This window comes from Sphingobium nicotianae (assembly GCF_018603885.1).
Taxonomy (GTDB): domain Bacteria; phylum Pseudomonadota; class Alphaproteobacteria; order Sphingomonadales; family Sphingomonadaceae; genus Sphingobium; species Sphingobium nicotianae.
Genome location: NZ_JAHGAW010000009.1, coordinates 67,261 through 82,337 on the forward strand (window position 1 = coordinate 67,261; position 15,077 = coordinate 82,337).

Sequence of the window (15,077 nt, forward strand, 5' to 3'; positions counted from 1 at the left end):
GCAAATCCCTCCTCACGCGGCGACGCAGAGATGTCGGCAAGCGCTCCTCTGTCCAGCGGGCAGTGCGATGCGGGTGTCTGGGGGCTCTTCCGCTGCTTCCCTGGTCGGTGCGCCGGCTGCAATTCGGGATCTCCGTGGGAGGTGCGTCGTCCGGCGCATGCGAGATCTTTTGTTCGGGAAGGGAAGAGGGCGGTTGTGGGACCGCCCTCTTTTCGTCTGCGCGCCGCTTGACATGATATCATGATATGATATCAACATATCATGCGTTTTCTGGCCGACCTGTCCGATGAAGATGTGAAGTGGCTCGATGCTCGCGCGGCCGAGGAAGGCAAGTCGCGCGCCGCCGTGTTGCGCGAGGCTGTCGGCGCCTATCGGGCCGAGCAGGCCAAGCAGGGAATCGAGCGCTATTTCGGACTCTGGGCCAGGCATGGCTCGTCAATCGACGGTCTCGATTATGAGCGGCGCATGCGCGGCGAGTGGGATCGCGATTGGGACGGCGAGCCGGCCTCGTGAGCGAATTCTACTTCGATACCAATATCCTCATCGATGCGCTTCACGACCGGCCGCAAGCCTGGGCGGAGTTGCGCCGGGCCAAGCGGCCGTGGATCAGCCGCATCAGCTGGATCGAAGTGCTTGCCGGCGCGCCGGACGGCCTGCAAACGGAGACCGAACGCTTCCTCGATCTCTTCGGCGTCGCCGAAGTCGATGAAGAAGTCGGCCGGCGCGCGGCGGCGCTCCGGCATCAGCGTCGATCCATGAAGCTCCCCGATGCGATCATCCTGGCCTCGGCCCAGCTCAGCGGCCGGATCCTGGTGACACGCAACAGCAAGGATTTCCCGGCCAACATGCCGGGCATCCGCATCCCCTATACTCTCTGACGGAAGGCTCGTCTCATGTGCGGAATTATCGGCATTGTCGGCGCGGAAGATGTCGCGGACCGTCTGCTCGACGGGCTGCGGCGGCTCGAATATCGCGGTTACGATTCGGCGGGCATCGCGACGGTCGTCGGCGGGCACATCGAGCGGCGGCGGGCCCAGGGCAAGCTCGTCAATCTCGCCAAAGTGCTGGCGGCCGAACCGCTGCCCGGCACGACCGGGATCGCGCATACCCGCTGGGCGACGCATGGCGCGCCGACGACCAGCAACGCGCATCCACACGCCACCGAGGAAGTCGCGGTCGTCCACAATGGCATCATCGAGAATTTCAAGGCGCTGCGCGACGAACTGATCGGCCGCGGCCGCGTCTTCACCAGCGAGACCGACACGGAAGTGGTCGCGCATCTGGTGAGCGAGCTGATCGAGCAGGGCGCCGAGCCGGCTGATGCCGTCGCGCAGGTGCTGCCGCGGCTACACGGCGCCTTCGCGCTCGCCGTCCTCTTCCGCAAGCATCCCGATCTGCTGATCGGCGCGCGCCTCGGCTCGCCTTTGGTCGTCGGCTATGGCGAGGGAGAGACCTATCTCGGCTCGGACGCGCTGGCGCTCGCCCCGCTCACCCAGCGCATCGCCTATCTCGACGAGGGCGACTGGGTGGTCGTCACGCGCGATGGCGCGCAGGTGTTCGACAAGGATAATGTTCCGGTCGAGCGTGCGGTGACGCTGTCGGGCGTCTCGGGTGCGATGATCGACAAGGGCAATCATCGTCACTTCATGCTCAAGGAGATTTATGAGCAGCCGGTGGTCGTGGCGCAGACGCTGCGCAGCTATGTGCGCCGCATCGACGATCAGGTCTCGCTGCCGATCCCGGACTTCGATCTCTCGGCGATCCGCCGCGTCACCATCGTCGCCTGCGGTACCAGCTTCTATGCCGGCATGGTCGCAAAATATTGGTTCGAGCAGTTCGCCCGCATGCCGGTCGATCTCGATGTCGCGTCCGAGTTCCGCTATCGCGCGCCGGTGATGGAGCCCGAAGGGGGGCTTGCGCTCTTCATCTCGCAATCGGGCGAGACGGCGGACACGCTCGCGGCGCTGCGTCATGCCAGGGCGGAGGGGCAGAAGATTGCCGTCGTCGTCAATGTGCCGACCAGCTCCATGGCGCGCGAGGCCGATCTGCTGTTGCCGAGCCACGCCGGGCCCGAAATCGGCGTCGCCTCGACCAAAGCCTTCACCTGCCAGCTCGCGGTGCTCGCTGCGCTCGTTGCCAATGTCGCGCGTGCCAAGGGACGCCTGACGCCGGAGGAGGAGAAGGATATCGTCAGGCATCTCTCCGAGGCGCCGTCCGCGATCAACCAGGCGCTGGCTCAGGACGAGGCGGTGCAGGCGCTCGCCCCGCTGATCGTCCCGGCGCGCGACGTGCTCTATCTGGGTCGCGGCACCGACTATCCGCTGGCGCTGGAAGGCGCGCTCAAGCTGAAGGAGATCAGCTATATTCACGCGGAAGGTTACGCGGCCGGCGAAATGAAGCACGGCCCGATCGCGCTGATCGACGAAGCCGTGCCGGTCATCGTCATTGCGCCGTCAGGGCCGTTGTTCGAAAAGACCGTCTCCAACATGCAGGAAGTCCAGGCGCGCGGTGGCAAGGTGGTGCTGATCTCGGACGAGGACGGCATCGCGGCGGCGGGCGAAGGCTGTCTCGCGACACTGGCGCTGCCCAAGGTCCACCCGCTGATCGCGCCGATGGTCTATGCGGTGCCGGTGCAACTGCTCGCCTATCACGTCGCCGTGATCAAGGGCACCGATGTCGATCAGCCCCGCAATCTGGCCAAGTCGGTGACTGTCGAGTGATAGGGATGGTCCGAATGGGTGTTTGTGTATTGGCGAACGCGCCTGCGATGGCGGTTCCGGCAATAGCGAGGTGACGACCGACGACAGGGAGGCCCGCATTGACCGTCATGCCCGGGAATGCGGGAGTGCGGATTCACATTTGAAGTGCAACGCTATTCTGTCGAGAGCTGCATCTGCGCTTTCGCAGGGATGATGACGATGGGGCGGCGATCCAAACGGGCGTCAAAATCGATCGGTTCGCCCTCAGCACTCCACCACGTTCACCGCCAGCCCGCCCAGGCTGGTTTCCTTGTACTGCGATCGCATGTCCTCGCCGGTCTGGCGCATCGTCTCGATGACGGCGTCGAGGCTGACGACATGGCCGCCGTCGCCGCGCAGGGCGAGATAGGCCGCGTTGATCGCCTTGATCGCACCCATCGTGTTGCGCTCGATGCAGGGGATCTGGACGAGCCCGCCGACCGGATCGCAGGTGAGGCCGAGATTATGCTCCATGCCGATCTCGGCGGCATTCTCGATTTGGGCGTTGCTTCCGCCGAGCGCCGCCGCGAGTCCTGCCGCCGCCATCGAGCAGGCGACGCCGACCTCGCCCTGGCAGCCCATCTCGGCCGCCGAGATCGAGGCGCGCTTCTTGTAGAGCAGGCCGATCGCGGCGGCGGTGTAGAGGATCTGGCGCGATCCGGCGGGCGTCGCGCCGGGCACGAAGGTCTCGTAATAGCGCATCACCGCCGGGATCACGCCCGCCGCACCATTGGTTGGTGCGGTGACCACGCGGCCGCCCGCCGCATTCTCCTCGTTCACCGCCAGCGCCCAGAGGCTGACCCATTCGAACACGTCCGACGGCGCGATGGCGCGTCCGGTGCCGGAGAGCGCCTCGCGGATCGAGCGCGCCCGCCGCCGTACACCGAGGCCCCCGGGCAGCTCGCCCTCATTGGCCAAGCCCCGGTCGATGCAGGCGAACATCGCCGCGCGCACCGCGTCCAGCTTGGCGTCGGTCTCGGCCGGATCGCGGAATGCGCTCTCGTTGGCGCGGACGATCTCGCCGATCGACAGGCCCGTGTCGCAGCCGATCTGCAGCAGGTCCGCACCCGATCCGAACGGGTGGGGCAGGCGGACGTTGCGCCGTGCGCCTGCTCCACCCGCCTCGACGATCGCGCCGCCGCCGATCGAGAAATAGCGCTGCTCCATGCGCGATCCGTCGGCGAACACCGCCTCGAACAGCATGCCGTTGGGATGCTCGGGCAGGAAACTCGGGTCGAAGGCCAGGTCGCGCCCCTCGTCGAAGGGCAGGTCGCGCCCGCCGCCAAGGGCGATGCGCTGGTTGGCGCGAATGCCGGCGAGGATATGAGGCACCGCGTCCGGATCGACCGTCTCCGGCTCCCATCCGTTGAGGCCGAGCAGTACGGCGGTGTCGGTGGCGTGGCCGCGCCCGGTCAGCGCCAGCGATCCGTGCAGGGTGCAGCGCAGCCGCACCACCTCGCGCTCGTCCGCGACGCCGAGCATGGCGAAGCGATTGGCCGCGCGCATCGGCCCGACCGTGTGCGAGCTGGAGGGACCGATTCCGATCGTGAAGAGTTCCAGAATCGAGACGGGATCGGTGTCGTCGGCCAGACCCGGCCGACCATTGCTTGTCATGCTTGCGTCCTTCCGGCGCTCTCGCCGCGCGGGCGCCTGTAAAGCTCCTAGATAGGCGGGATGCGGGCCGCTGTCCAAGTGTGGTCTGCCGTTCACGTGGATTGCCTGTTGATCGCGTCATAAAAGTGTAACATTGCGCCAGGACCGGACCATGACCCCGAGGGATAAGCCGATCCGCCAGATTGCCGCCTTGCCTTACCGCACCGAGAGCGACGCGCGCGATGCGCCGATCCGGATCCTGCTGATCACGTCGCGCGAGAGCCGGCGCTGGGTGATTCCCAAGGGCAATGCGCCGAGCGGGGCCATCCCGCATCGTGCCGCGGCGGACGAAGCGGAGGAGGAAGCGGGTGTGATCGGCGCGATCTGCCCCACGCCGCTCGGCTCCTATCGCTACCGCAAGCGGCGCGGTAACGGCGCCTCGCTGATGGTCGATGTCGAGGTGTTTCCGCTCGCCGTCAGCCGTGAGTTGGCGGACTGGAAGGAGCGGGCCGAGCGCGAGCGGCGCTGGTTCAGCCTGTCCGAGGCAGCCGATGCGGTTGACGAGATGGATCTGCGCGATCTCATCCGCTCCTTCGCCTCGTCGGAGTTCAAGGCGGCGGCGGCGCGCGGCCGGATCATGGAAACGGTTGCCAGGAAATCGGGGATAAGCAGCATGTTCGGTTGGTTTCAGCGGCTTCTGCCCAAGCAGGGCAATTTCTTCGAGCTGTTCGAGGCGCATGTGCGGACCATCGTCGCGGGTGGCGCCGCGCTCAGCCGCCTGCTCCACGACGGCGAGAACCGCGCCGATCATATCCGCGAGGTCATCGAGCGCGAGAATGATGCCGACGAGATCATCCGCCACGTGCTGAACGAGGTGCGCGTGACCTTCCTCACCCCGTTCGATCGCAGCGCGATCATCAGCCTGATCAGTTCGATGGACGATGCGATCGACGAGATGCAGGCGGCGGTGCGCGCGATCGATCTCTATGACGTCACCGAATTCGATCAGGACATGAAGGACATGGCCGCCTTGATCGTCGATGCGACGCGTGTTCTTTCCGAGGCGATTCCCTTGCTGCGCGACGTCGGCCGCAACGCCAAGCGCCTGCACGAGCTCACCGAGCGGCTGGTGCGCATGGAAGGGCAGGCGGACAATATCCACGCGGCCGGCCTCAAGGCCGCCTTCCGCACGCATGGGCCGGCCGATCCGATGGGCTTCGTCGTCAAGCGCGAGATCTTCAATCATCTCGAGCGTATCACCGACGCGCTGGAAGACGTCGCGAACGAGATTGACGGCATCGTGATCGATCAGGCGTGAGTTTGACCTCTCCCATTAAAATGCCGTTTTCTCGTCGCGCGGAGAGCAGCCATGCATGAGCTCGCCCTCCCGCTGCTGATCGGCCTCATCGCCGTCGCGCTCGCCTTCGATTTCCTGAACGGCCTGCACGATGCCGCCAATTCCATCGCGACCGTCGTCGCCACGCGCCTGCTCGGCCCGGTCGCGGCGGTCGGCTTCGCGGCCTTCTTCAATTTCGCGGCCTATTTCCTCACGCTCGCCATCCCCAGCCTGCATAAGGTCGCCGAGACGGTCGGCGCCGGCCTCATCCACAAGGAGCTGGTGACGCCCGCCGTCATCTTCGGCGCGCTGGTCGGCGCGATGTTCTGGAATGTCGTGACCTGGCTCAAGGGCATCCCGTCGTCCTCCAGCCACGCGCTGGTCGGCGGCCTGATCGGCTCGGGCGTTGCCCATGCCGGCATGACCGGCATCGAGTGGGGTGGTCTCAACAAGACGCTGATCGCCATCGTCCTCTCGCCCACGCTCGGCATGATGCTCTCCATGCTGATCATGCTGGGCACGAGCTGGGCGTTTCGCGGCGCCGGCGCGCGCGGGGCGGACAGCAGCTTCCGCGCGCTCCATCTCCTGTCCTCGGCGGCTTACTCACTCAGCCACGGCCTCAACGACGCGCAGAAGACGATGGGGATCATCACCGTGCTGCTTTATTCGACCGGCTATCTCTCCGGAGACTTCCATGTGCCGCACTGGGTGGCGATCGCCTGCTACATCGCCATCGCGCTCGGCACGATGACCGGCGGCTGGAAGATCATCGAGACGATGGGATCGCGCATCACCAAGCTCTCGCAGCATCAGGGCTTCAGCGCCTCGGCGGGCGGATCGGTGATCCTGTTCGGCGCCTCGCTGCTCGGTATTCCCGTCTCGACCACCCATACCATCACCGGCTGCGTGATCGGCTCGGGCGTCGCTCGCCGGGCCTCGGCGGTGCGTTGGGGGGTGGCGCAGAGCGTGGTCGTCGCCTGGGTGATCACCATCCCGGCCTCGGCGGCGGTCGGCGCCTTGTTCTACATGCTGACGCGGCTTTTCTGAGCAATTGTTTCTTTCCCGTTCAGGAAATGAGGCGCACCACTGGCATTCCCCGAAACAGGAGGATGTCCATGCGCAAATTGCTGTCCGCTTTCGCTCTGCTGTCCCTGTGCGCCGCCGCGCCGACGCTCGCTGCTCCCTGCAAGGATGCGAAAGGCAAGTTCACCAAATGCGTCAAGCCCGCGCCCGTGAAGAAGGGGCCGTGCAAGGACGCCAAGGGCAAGTTCATCAAATGCCCGAAATGAGCTGACCGCGATGCGAGCCATGGCACCACCGTGGTTCGCTCGGGGTTTCCGGCACGTCAGAAGCCGATCAGCAGCCGCCCTCTCGTGCCGCCGGCCTCCAGTCGCCGATGTGCTTCGGGTGCCTGCTCCGGCGGATAGACCTGCGCCACGCGCAGCGTGAGGGTGCCGTCCTCGACCTGCCGGACGAGCTGCTCCAGCTTCTCCCATTCCTCGGCATAGGCGCGCACCAGCGTCGCGGTGAAGGCGATGTCCCGCTGCGGCTCGCCCAGGAAGCCGCGCACGGAGGTGAAGGTGCCGCCGTCCCGCACCGCCGGGATTGCCCTGGCGTTCAGCACCGCGCCGTCTGCCAGCCCGTCCACGCCATCGGGGAAATGCGCGCGGAAGCGCGCCGCGACATCGTCGCCCCGCCGCACCACGATGTCGGCGCCGAGCGACCTGACCAGCGCCTCGTCCGCCTCGGACGCATCGGCGATCACCGTCAGCCCCTCGGCCTTGGCGAGCTGGATGACATAGCCGCCATAGGCGCCGGCCGCGCCGGTCACCGCCAGCACCTGGCCCGGCGACAGCGCCAGCAGGTCGAGCGAGCGGCGCGCGGTCAGCCCGTTCATCGGCAGCGTCGCCGCTTCGGCATGGCTCTTGCCCGCCGGCGCGCGCACGACCGAGCGGGCATCGAGCACGATCTGCTCGCGATAGCCGCCATGGCTGCCCTTGGGCACCACGATGGCGAGCACGGCGTCGCCGAGCGCCAGCCGCCCGGGCACGTCGCTGCCCACCTCGTCGATGATCCCGGCCACTTCCATGCCCGGCACATAAGGCGGCGGATCGGCCTTATGCATTTCGGCGCGGGTGCCGTTGCGCGTGCCGACATCGGTCGGGTTGACCGTCGCCGCGTGGACGCGGATCCGCACCTGACCGGGGCCGGCATGCACCTCGGGCAGACCAGTGACCTCGAGCACCTCGGGGCCGCCATGCGTGAAGAGTCCGACTGCGCGCATCCGTTCATCCTTGTCCTGGAATCGGTCCGGTCTGCCGCCGGTCGCGATTCTTATGAGCAGCATTGGCCCGAGGGGCAACCGGGACCTGACGAGTCGCCGCCATGGCTGCGACATGCGGGCTTGCCGCCCCGAAAATTCTGCACAAGTCGTGCAGCTAGAACGCCATATCGAACTTGTCAATTGAAGCAGTAGAGATTATGTCTGTCATGGAGATCGGAACGTATGCCGAGCCGACTGGTCCCATCCCTTCAGCACGGAGACTGACCATGACCGACATGCTCGGAAGCCCGACGCAACGCCCGCTCATCCTGACCGTGCCGGGCCTGTGCAACAGCGGCCCCACCCACTGGCAGAGCATCTGGGAGCGCGATCTGGAGGGTTGCGCCCGCGCCGATCTCGAAAGCTGGGACGCGCCGCGTCGCAACGCCTGGGTCAACAAACTCAATCTCGCCATTCGCGATGCCGGCCGCCCCGTGATCCTGGTCGCCCACAGCCTCGGTTGCCACGCCGTCGCCTGGTGGGCGGCGATGGAGCAGCCCGCCTTTGGCGATCCGGTGCTCGGCGCCCTGCTCGTGGCGCCGCCGGAAGTCGACGTGGCGCCGATGGATGCTCGCCTCAAGCCGTTCGGGCCGACGCCCAAGGCGCCGCTGCCTTTCCCGTCGATCGTCGTCGCCAGCCATGACGATCCCTATATCCAGTTCCATCGCGCCCGCCGCCTCGCGCAATTCTGGGGCAGCCGTTTCGCCGATGCCGGCTCGGTCGGCCATATCAATGCGCAGTCGAACCTCGGCGCCTGGCATTTCGGCCAGTTCCTGCTGAGGAAGCTCGGCCGCTGGGGCAAGGCGCTGGCCGAAGGTGCGCCCATCGGCCCGCCGCCGCGCCCGCATATCGAGCTGTCGGTTTGAACGGCTTCCAGCGCCCCGTTCGTCCTGAGTAGCCATTGAGTAGCTGCGCAGCAGCGCATCGAAATGGCGTATCGAAGGACGGGAATGTCGCGCTGACCCTTCGATACGGGTCTTCGACTTCGCTCAGCCCCTACTCAGGGCGAACGGAGGGAAGGGAATTGGGTCGGGGAAGAGCCTAAAGTTCCACGCACCCGCCATCGACATACAGATCGATGCCGGTGATGAAGCTCGCATCGTCGGACGCCAGGAAAAGCACCGGCTTGGCGATCTCCTCCGGCGTGCCCATGCGCTTCATCGGCACCGCCTGCGTCATCAGGCTGCGCAGCCCGGCCACGCCCTCGGGCGGCAATCCGCTGCGGTTGATGATCGGCGTCTCGGTGGGGCCGGGGCTGACCATGTTGACGCGGATGCCCTGCTCGACGAGCTCGACCGCCAGCGTCCGCGCCACCGCGCGCAGGCCGGCCTTGGAGGCGGCATAGATCACATTGCCCGGCACGGCGGCGACCGAGCCGATCGATCCGGTGAGGACGATCGATCCGCCTTTGCCCATCAGCGGCAGGGCCCGTTGCACGGCGAAGAAGCAGCCGCGCAGATTGACGTTGTGGATCTCGTCCCACTGCTGCGGCGTCACCTCCGGCACCGGAACGAACGCGCCGATCCCGGCATTGACGAACAGCACGTCGATCCGCCCATGCGCCGCCCTGATCGCGTCGAGGGCGGGGGTGGCGCTGTCGATGTCGGCAATGTCGGCGCGGAAGCCGCGCGCGCCCGGGATCGCGGCGACCGTCTCGTCGATGGTCTTCTGGTCGCGCCCGGTCAGGAACACATGCGCGCCCTCGGCGGCGAAGGCCTCCGCCGACGCGCGGCCGATCCCGCTGTTCCCGCCCATCACGAGCACCACCTTGTCCCTGAACCGCATCCCTCTCTCCCTCGATGACTTTGTCTGGTCCTTAGAGGGGTAGCAGAAAAACGGAAGTCGCTTGTTTCGGTGGTCGCATCAGGAGGACGGAAAATCGATGTTATGGCGCAAGCGACGCAGAAACGCGGGGTCGAGATTGGCGCGGGCGTTGGCCGCGAGAATGACGACGCCCTGATAAGCTTCGAGGCGCTGGAGCAGATAGCTCACCTCTATATTGGCATAGCGGTCATGCGCGTCGCGCACCTCGCTCCGCTTTCCGAACAGCGCATCGGCCTCGTCCAACAACAGGATGGCGGACTGCGCTTGCGTCGCATCGAAGAGCCGGTCGAGCGCTTTCTCCGTTTCGCCGATATATTTGGAGGCGATGCTTGCGAGATCGATCCGGTAGACCGGTCGCCCGAGCCTCCGCGCGATGCTCTGCGCCGCCAGCGTCCTGCCTGTGCCGGATGCGCCAGCCAACAACGTCAGCCCCGGCTTGTCGTCGATCGCCTGCAACTGGGTGGGCCGGGACGCGCGAAGCCTGCCCCTGGCCGCCGCGCCCGCATCCACCAGCCACGCGCCGAACACGGGATCGGACGTCACGCCATGATCGAGCGTCACGGGTTCGAACTTGTCTCGGGCCACGGGCGGCTTGCTCATCGGATCATCCTCTCACCCAGGCCGCTCAATCATCCCACGAAAGCCGGAGTGCGTCACGCATCTTATGCGGGACGTTTCGGAAATCTCCCTGCCCGATACGCGCGAAGTCGCAGAGAGTTCGCTCCCGCATTGCGCCCCGCCGCAAAGCCATGCAGTCTGTCGCCATGACGCACAAAAGTCCCGCCAGCCTCCCGGTCAGCCAGCGCGATCCCGCCGACCAGCCCTGGTGGCAGGGCGCGGTGATCTACCAGATCTATCCGCGCAGCTTCGCCGATTCCAACGGCGACGGCATCGGCGATCTGCCCGGCATCACCGCGCATCTGGATCATGTCGCGAGCCTCGGTGTCGACGCCATCTGGCTCTCGCCCTTCTTCACCTCGCCGATGGCCGATTTCGGTTATGACGTGGCGGACTATCGCGATGTCGATCCGATCTTCGGCACGCTCGCCGATTTCGATGCCCTCGTCGCCCGCGCCCACGCGCTCGGCCTCAAGGTCATCATCGATCAGGTCTATGCCCATACGTCGGACAAGCATCCCTGGTTCGTCGCCAGCCGTAACGATCGCGCCGGTCCCTATGGCGATTTCTACCTCTGGGCCGATCCCAGGCCGGACGGCTCGCCGCCCAACAACTGGCAGAGCGTGTTCAGCGGCCCGGCCTGGACCTGGGACGCCCGTCGCCGCCAATATTATTGCCACAATTTCCTCAAGGAGCAGCCCCAGCTCAACGGCCACAATCCGGCCGTGCAGCAGGCGCTGCTGGACGTGGCGCGCTTCTGGCTGGATCGCGGGGTCGACGGTTTCCGGCTGGATGCGCTCAACTTCCTGATGCAGAGCAAGCGCCTGCGCGACAATCCGCCGCAGACCAAATTCTCCCAGCCGCCGACGCGCCCGTTCGACTATCAGCGCCGCCTGCATAATCAGGGGCACAGGGACATCCCGAAATTCATCGAGCGCATCGGCGCGCTGCTCGCGGACTATGACGGCCGCTTCACCGTCGCCGAGATCGGCGGCGAGGATGCGGTGCGCGAAATGAAGCTCTATACGAGCGGCCACACGCGCCTCAACACCAGCTACGGCTTCGATTTCCTCTACGCGCCGGCGCTGACCCCGGCGGTGATCGAGGCGGCGATCGGCCAGTGGCCCGACAAGCCGGGCACCGGCTGGCCGAGCTGGGCCTTCGAGAATCACGACGCGCCCCGCGCCATCTCGCGCTGGCTGCCGGCCGATGCGGACGCTGCAACGCGCGCAAAGTTTGCCGCGATGAAGATGCTCCTCCTGCTCTGCCTGCGCGGCAACATCTTCCTCTATCAGGGCGAGGAGCTGGGCCTGACCCAGGTCGACATCGCCTTCGAGGATCTGCGCGATCCCGAGGCCATCGCCAACTGGCCGCTGACGCTCAGCCGCGACGGCGCCCGCACCCCGATGCCCTGGACCCGCAAGGGCAGATATGACGGCTTCTCGACGGCGAAGCCCTGGCTCCCCCTCGGCCCGGACCATGCCGCGCTGGCCGTCGACGTGCAGGAGAAGGACGAGGGCTCGCTGCTCCACCTGACGCGCGCATTGCTCGCCTTCCGCAAGGCGCATCCCGCGCTGCGCTGGGGCACGCTCAAATTCCGCCGCGTTGGCGAGCAGGTTCTGATGTTCGAGCGCCGCCACAAGGACGAACGCGTGATCGGCCTGTTCAATCTCGGCGCCGAGGCGGCGGACTGGCCGAAGGGCGCGAGCGCGAAGGCCATGCCGCTGATGAGTGTGGGCGGGGCAGGGCAGGGCGCCTTGCCCGGCTATTCCGGCTGCGTGCTCGGGGCCTAGTCGAGGCCTGCCGATCCGTCCGTAAACCTCTCCTCGTCATTCCCGCGAACGCGGGAAACGCCAGTTCGCCGAAGGCAATCCAGGGGCGCAATGGCGCTCTGCCGGCCTTCTAGCTTCCCGCGTTCGCGGGAATCTAGAAGGAACACAAGCGCCTGCTATGCCTCTTCCGGCACGAACCGCGTATGATTGGGCATCGCCAGCGCTGCCGCGACGCCGGGCCGGGCGCGCATCCGCTCCAGCCACGCCATTGCCCTGGGCGTGCGCTCGGCATTCCAGAGATGGGCATGGCCGCGCGGCATGCCGACCGCCATTGCGAAGACGGCAATGTCGGCGAGGCTGAACTGGTCGGCAACCAGCCAGTCATGTCCGGTCAGCGCCGCTTCCACGCGGTCCGTCACCTCGGCGAGATTGTGCCGCCAGCCGTCCAGTTCGCGCTCGGTGAACCCGCCACTGGCCGCGAGCGCCCATTTTTCGCGCTTTTCCCTGAGCGGGATGCGCGCCAGCCGCTCCTCGAACGCGCCCTCCGGCAGCGACTTGGCCAGGCCGGGGATCAGCGCGTGCCAGGCCAGGAAGGAGAGGGACGGGCGAAACACTTCGTCCACATATTTCGTCCAGACGCGCATCAGGTGCTGGTCATAGGGGTCATCGGGCTTGAGGGCGGGGCCATCGAACACGGTGTCGATATATTCGTTGATGACCGTCGATTCGGTAAGAACGCGCCCATCGTGAACAAGTGCTGGTACCTGTCCTGCTGGATTGATCTTCAGATAATCCGCGTCATTCTGCTCGAATTTCGTCAGATTTATATAGTGACTATTGAATGAAATGCCTTTTTCATGGATCGCTTGGAGAACCTTGAGGCTATTTGATGCCGGTTCACCATGATAGAGATCGATCGACATTATGAACTCCGATTCCTTTATTGACATCGCACAAATTCCAGTGAAACGCAGCCGCCCATTGAGTCAGGTCGGGGAGAACAGGGTATGAAGAGCATCTCGGGCGCTGTCGCCTTCGTCACAGGCGGCGCCGGCGGGATCGGCCTCGGCATCGCGCGTGCGCTGGCGGAGGCGGGCGCCAGGGTCGCGGTGTGCGATCTGAACGGCGACCGGCTCGCCGAGGCGGCGGACGTCGCGGCGCGGGAGGGCTGGGCGGATCGCTTCCTCGCGCTCAGGCTCGATGTCACGGATCGCCCCGGCTATGCCGCCGCGCTCGACGAGACGGAGGCCAAGCTTGGCCCGCTTCAGATTCTGGTCAACAATGCCGGCGTCGGCATTGCCGGCCCCGTCGACGAGGCGACCCATGCCGATTGGGACTGGGGCGTGGGCGTCAACCTCATCGGCGTCGCCAACGGCCTCGTCGCCGGCATCCCGCGCATCAAGGCGCATGGCATGGGCGGGCATATCGTCAACACGGCGTCCGAGGGCGGCATCATGAGCGCGCGGCTGACCCGCGGCATCTATGCGCCGACCAAGGCCGCGGTCATCTCGCTCACCGAGCATCTGCGCGTCGAGCTGGAGGAGAAGGGGCTCGACATCGGCACGACTGTCGTCTGCCCCGGCCCGGTCTCCACCAACATTGCCGAGACGGAGCTGTTCCGCCCGGCCGAATTTCAGGTCGACAGCCCCTTCCGCGCGCGCGACAATCCGCATGGCGCCCTGCCGGCCAATCCGGGCGGCGCGAACTACTGGCTCGATCCGCTGCTGGTCGGCCGCCAGACCGTCCATGCGATCCGCGAGAACAAGCTGTACGTCATCACCCACCCGGCGTTCATTGACTCGGTGAAGGCGCGCCATGCCGCGATCGAGGCCGCGATGGCGCAGGATTATCTGCCACGCGAATGACGGTTCAGGCCGCCGCTTCATTCTGGCGGCGACGATATTCGTAGGTGTCGATCTCGTCGCCGCTCTCGTTGATCGTGGCGCGGCGCATGTCGCGGCGATGCTGGTCGGTGTTGAGCGGGGTCGCGGCGTGCAGCGCGAAGCGATTGTCCCAGATCACGATGTCGCCCTGCGTCCAGTGATGGCGGTGGACGAACTGCGGCTGGGTGACGTGGTCGTAAATCTCCTCGACCAGCGCATGGCCTTCCTCTTCGCTCATCCCCTCCACGCCCACGCAATGCCCGCCCACGAACACAGCCTTGCGCCCGTCGCCAGAGACGCGGACCAGCGGATGCAGCACCGGCGGCATCGGCATGTTGGCGCGCATCTCGTCATTGACCTCCAGGCCCGCATATTCACGGCCCTTCCAGAAGTCGTGAATGCCCATGCGCCCCTCGATCTTGTCCTTCAGCGCTTGCGGCAGATGCGCGTAGCCGACGCGCAGATCGACGAAGAGCGTGTCCCCCCCAATCTCCGGCGGCGGGCACTCGACGCCCCGCAGCATCGACCATTTGGACGGCAGCGGATTGAACGAGCTGTCGGCATGGAAGCGCTCGGCGCCCTTGGCGATATTCTGATTGGCCGGCGTCAGCGGCTTGATATTGCCCTCAAGGTCGAGATTGCCGGCGAAGAAGAGCTCCGGCGCCATGCGGCCGCGCGGGCGCGTGCCATAGCCGGGCGGAAGCTCCAATGGACCGAACAGGCGCGCGAAGCGGATCTGTTGCTCATCGCTGATCGGCCCCTGGCGCACGACGCAGACGCCATGCTCGTCCATCGCCTGCTGCACCGTTGCGCGCAGCGCCTCGGTCGGTTCCGCCGTGAGATCCGCGCCGACGATCTCCGCGAAGAACAAAGGGTGCAGGCGATTGACGGTGATCATGGATGGTTCCTCTCTCGGCGCGTCGCCGCCTTCGGCCTCCAAAGCGGGGAGGCATCCAGCGGCCACATTTGACTAAGCCGTCCGCCTGTCTG

At 66.2% G+C, this 15,077-nt stretch carries 15 protein-coding genes; 9 read left to right on the forward strand and 6 right to left on the reverse strand.

Going from position 1 to position 15,077, the window contains the following annotated elements; genetic code table 11:
• The first annotated feature begins 261 nt into the window (after positions 1-261).
• Genes KK488_RS14175 through glmS form a run of 3 tightly spaced genes read left to right on the forward strand, consistent with a single transcriptional unit; the run spans position 262 to position 2,720 of the window.
• On the forward strand, positions 262-513 hold the full coding sequence (locus KK488_RS14175; protein ID WP_214624350.1) for a ribbon-helix-helix protein, CopG family: 252 nt from the start codon (positions 262-264) through the stop codon (positions 511-513).
• The gene (locus KK488_RS14180; RefSeq protein ID WP_214624351.1) at positions 510-878 is read left to right on the forward strand and encodes a type II toxin-antitoxin system VapC family toxin; all 369 of its coding nucleotides are present in this window, start codon (positions 510-512) and stop codon (positions 876-878) included. The genes KK488_RS14175 and KK488_RS14180 overlap by 4 nt, the downstream gene beginning before the upstream one ends.
• 15 nt (positions 879-893) lie before the next feature.
• Complete coding sequence (gene glmS, locus KK488_RS14185; RefSeq protein ID WP_214624352.1) at positions 894-2,720, forward strand: glutamine--fructose-6-phosphate transaminase (isomerizing); 1,827 nt, start codon at positions 894-896, stop codon at positions 2,718-2,720.
• Positions 2,721-2,963: 243 nt separating this feature from the next.
• On the opposite strand, the gene KK488_RS14190 is transcribed toward glmS, so the two are convergent.
• Positions 2,964-4,352, reverse strand: a complete 1,389-nt coding sequence (locus KK488_RS14190; RefSeq protein WP_214624353.1) for an L-serine ammonia-lyase — start codon at positions 4,350-4,352, stop codon at positions 2,964-2,966.
• Positions 4,353-4,503: 151 nt separating this feature from the next.
• Between KK488_RS14190 and KK488_RS14195 the strand changes: the two genes are divergently transcribed.
• From KK488_RS14195 to KK488_RS14205, 3 genes are all read left to right on the forward strand, one after another.
• Complete coding sequence (locus tag KK488_RS14195) at positions 4,504-5,649, forward strand: DUF47 family protein (RefSeq protein ID WP_214624354.1); 1,146 nt, start codon at positions 4,504-4,506, stop codon at positions 5,647-5,649.
• Between the two features lie 51 nt (positions 5,650-5,700).
• On the forward strand, positions 5,701-6,714 hold the full coding sequence (locus KK488_RS14200; protein ID WP_214624355.1) for an inorganic phosphate transporter: 1,014 nt from the start codon (positions 5,701-5,703) through the stop codon (positions 6,712-6,714).
• A 68-nt stretch (positions 6,715-6,782) separates the two neighbouring features.
• Positions 6,783-6,956: a hypothetical protein gene (locus tag KK488_RS14205; protein ID WP_214624356.1), complete on the forward strand. Its 174-nt coding sequence runs from the start codon at positions 6,783-6,785 to the stop codon at positions 6,954-6,956.
• Between the two features lie 56 nt (positions 6,957-7,012).
• Here the strand turns inward: KK488_RS14205 and KK488_RS14210 are convergent, their stop codons facing one another.
• Positions 7,013-7,951, reverse strand: a complete 939-nt coding sequence (locus tag KK488_RS14210) for an NADP-dependent oxidoreductase (protein ID WP_214624357.1) — start codon at positions 7,949-7,951, stop codon at positions 7,013-7,015.
• A 266-nt stretch (positions 7,952-8,217) separates the two neighbouring features.
• On the opposite strand from KK488_RS14210, the gene KK488_RS14215 reads away from it, so the two are divergent.
• Positions 8,218-8,856 (forward strand): RBBP9/YdeN family alpha/beta hydrolase, encoded by a 639-nt coding sequence (locus KK488_RS14215; RefSeq protein ID WP_214624358.1) that lies wholly within the window; start codon positions 8,218-8,220, stop codon positions 8,854-8,856.
• Between the two features lie 175 nt (positions 8,857-9,031).
• Here KK488_RS14215 and KK488_RS14220 read toward each other — a convergent pair whose 3' ends face one another.
• Positions 9,032-9,775, reverse strand: coding sequence for an SDR family NAD(P)-dependent oxidoreductase (locus KK488_RS14220; protein WP_214624359.1), 744 nt, complete (start codon positions 9,773-9,775; stop codon positions 9,032-9,034).
• A gap of 78 nt (positions 9,776-9,853) precedes the next feature.
• The gene (locus KK488_RS14225; RefSeq protein ID WP_214624360.1) at positions 9,854-10,414 is read right to left on the reverse strand and encodes an ATP-binding protein; all 561 of its coding nucleotides are present in this window, start codon (positions 10,412-10,414) and stop codon (positions 9,854-9,856) included.
• Between the two features lie 164 nt (positions 10,415-10,578).
• On the opposite strand from KK488_RS14225, the gene KK488_RS14230 reads away from it, so the two are divergent.
• Positions 10,579-12,225 carry an alpha-amylase family glycosyl hydrolase gene (locus tag KK488_RS14230; RefSeq protein WP_214624361.1) on the forward strand — a complete coding sequence of 549 codons (1,647 nt, stop codon included), beginning with the start codon at positions 10,579-10,581 and terminating at the stop codon, positions 12,223-12,225.
• A gap of 155 nt (positions 12,226-12,380) precedes the next feature.
• On the opposite strand, the gene KK488_RS14235 is transcribed toward KK488_RS14230, so the two are convergent.
• Positions 12,381-13,127, reverse strand: a complete 747-nt coding sequence (locus KK488_RS14235) for a glutathione S-transferase family protein (RefSeq protein WP_214624362.1) — start codon at positions 13,125-13,127, stop codon at positions 12,381-12,383.
• A gap of 84 nt (positions 13,128-13,211) precedes the next feature.
• Between KK488_RS14235 and KK488_RS14240 the strand changes: the two genes are divergently transcribed.
• The gene (locus tag KK488_RS14240; RefSeq protein ID WP_214624363.1) at positions 13,212-14,069 is read left to right on the forward strand and encodes an SDR family NAD(P)-dependent oxidoreductase; all 858 of its coding nucleotides are present in this window, start codon (positions 13,212-13,214) and stop codon (positions 14,067-14,069) included.
• 4 nt (positions 14,070-14,073) lie between these two features.
• Here the strand turns inward: KK488_RS14240 and KK488_RS14245 are convergent, their stop codons facing one another.
• Complete coding sequence (locus KK488_RS14245) at positions 14,074-14,985, reverse strand: TauD/TfdA dioxygenase family protein (protein WP_214624364.1); 912 nt, start codon at positions 14,983-14,985, stop codon at positions 14,074-14,076.
• Positions 14,986-15,077 lie beyond the last annotated feature (92 nt).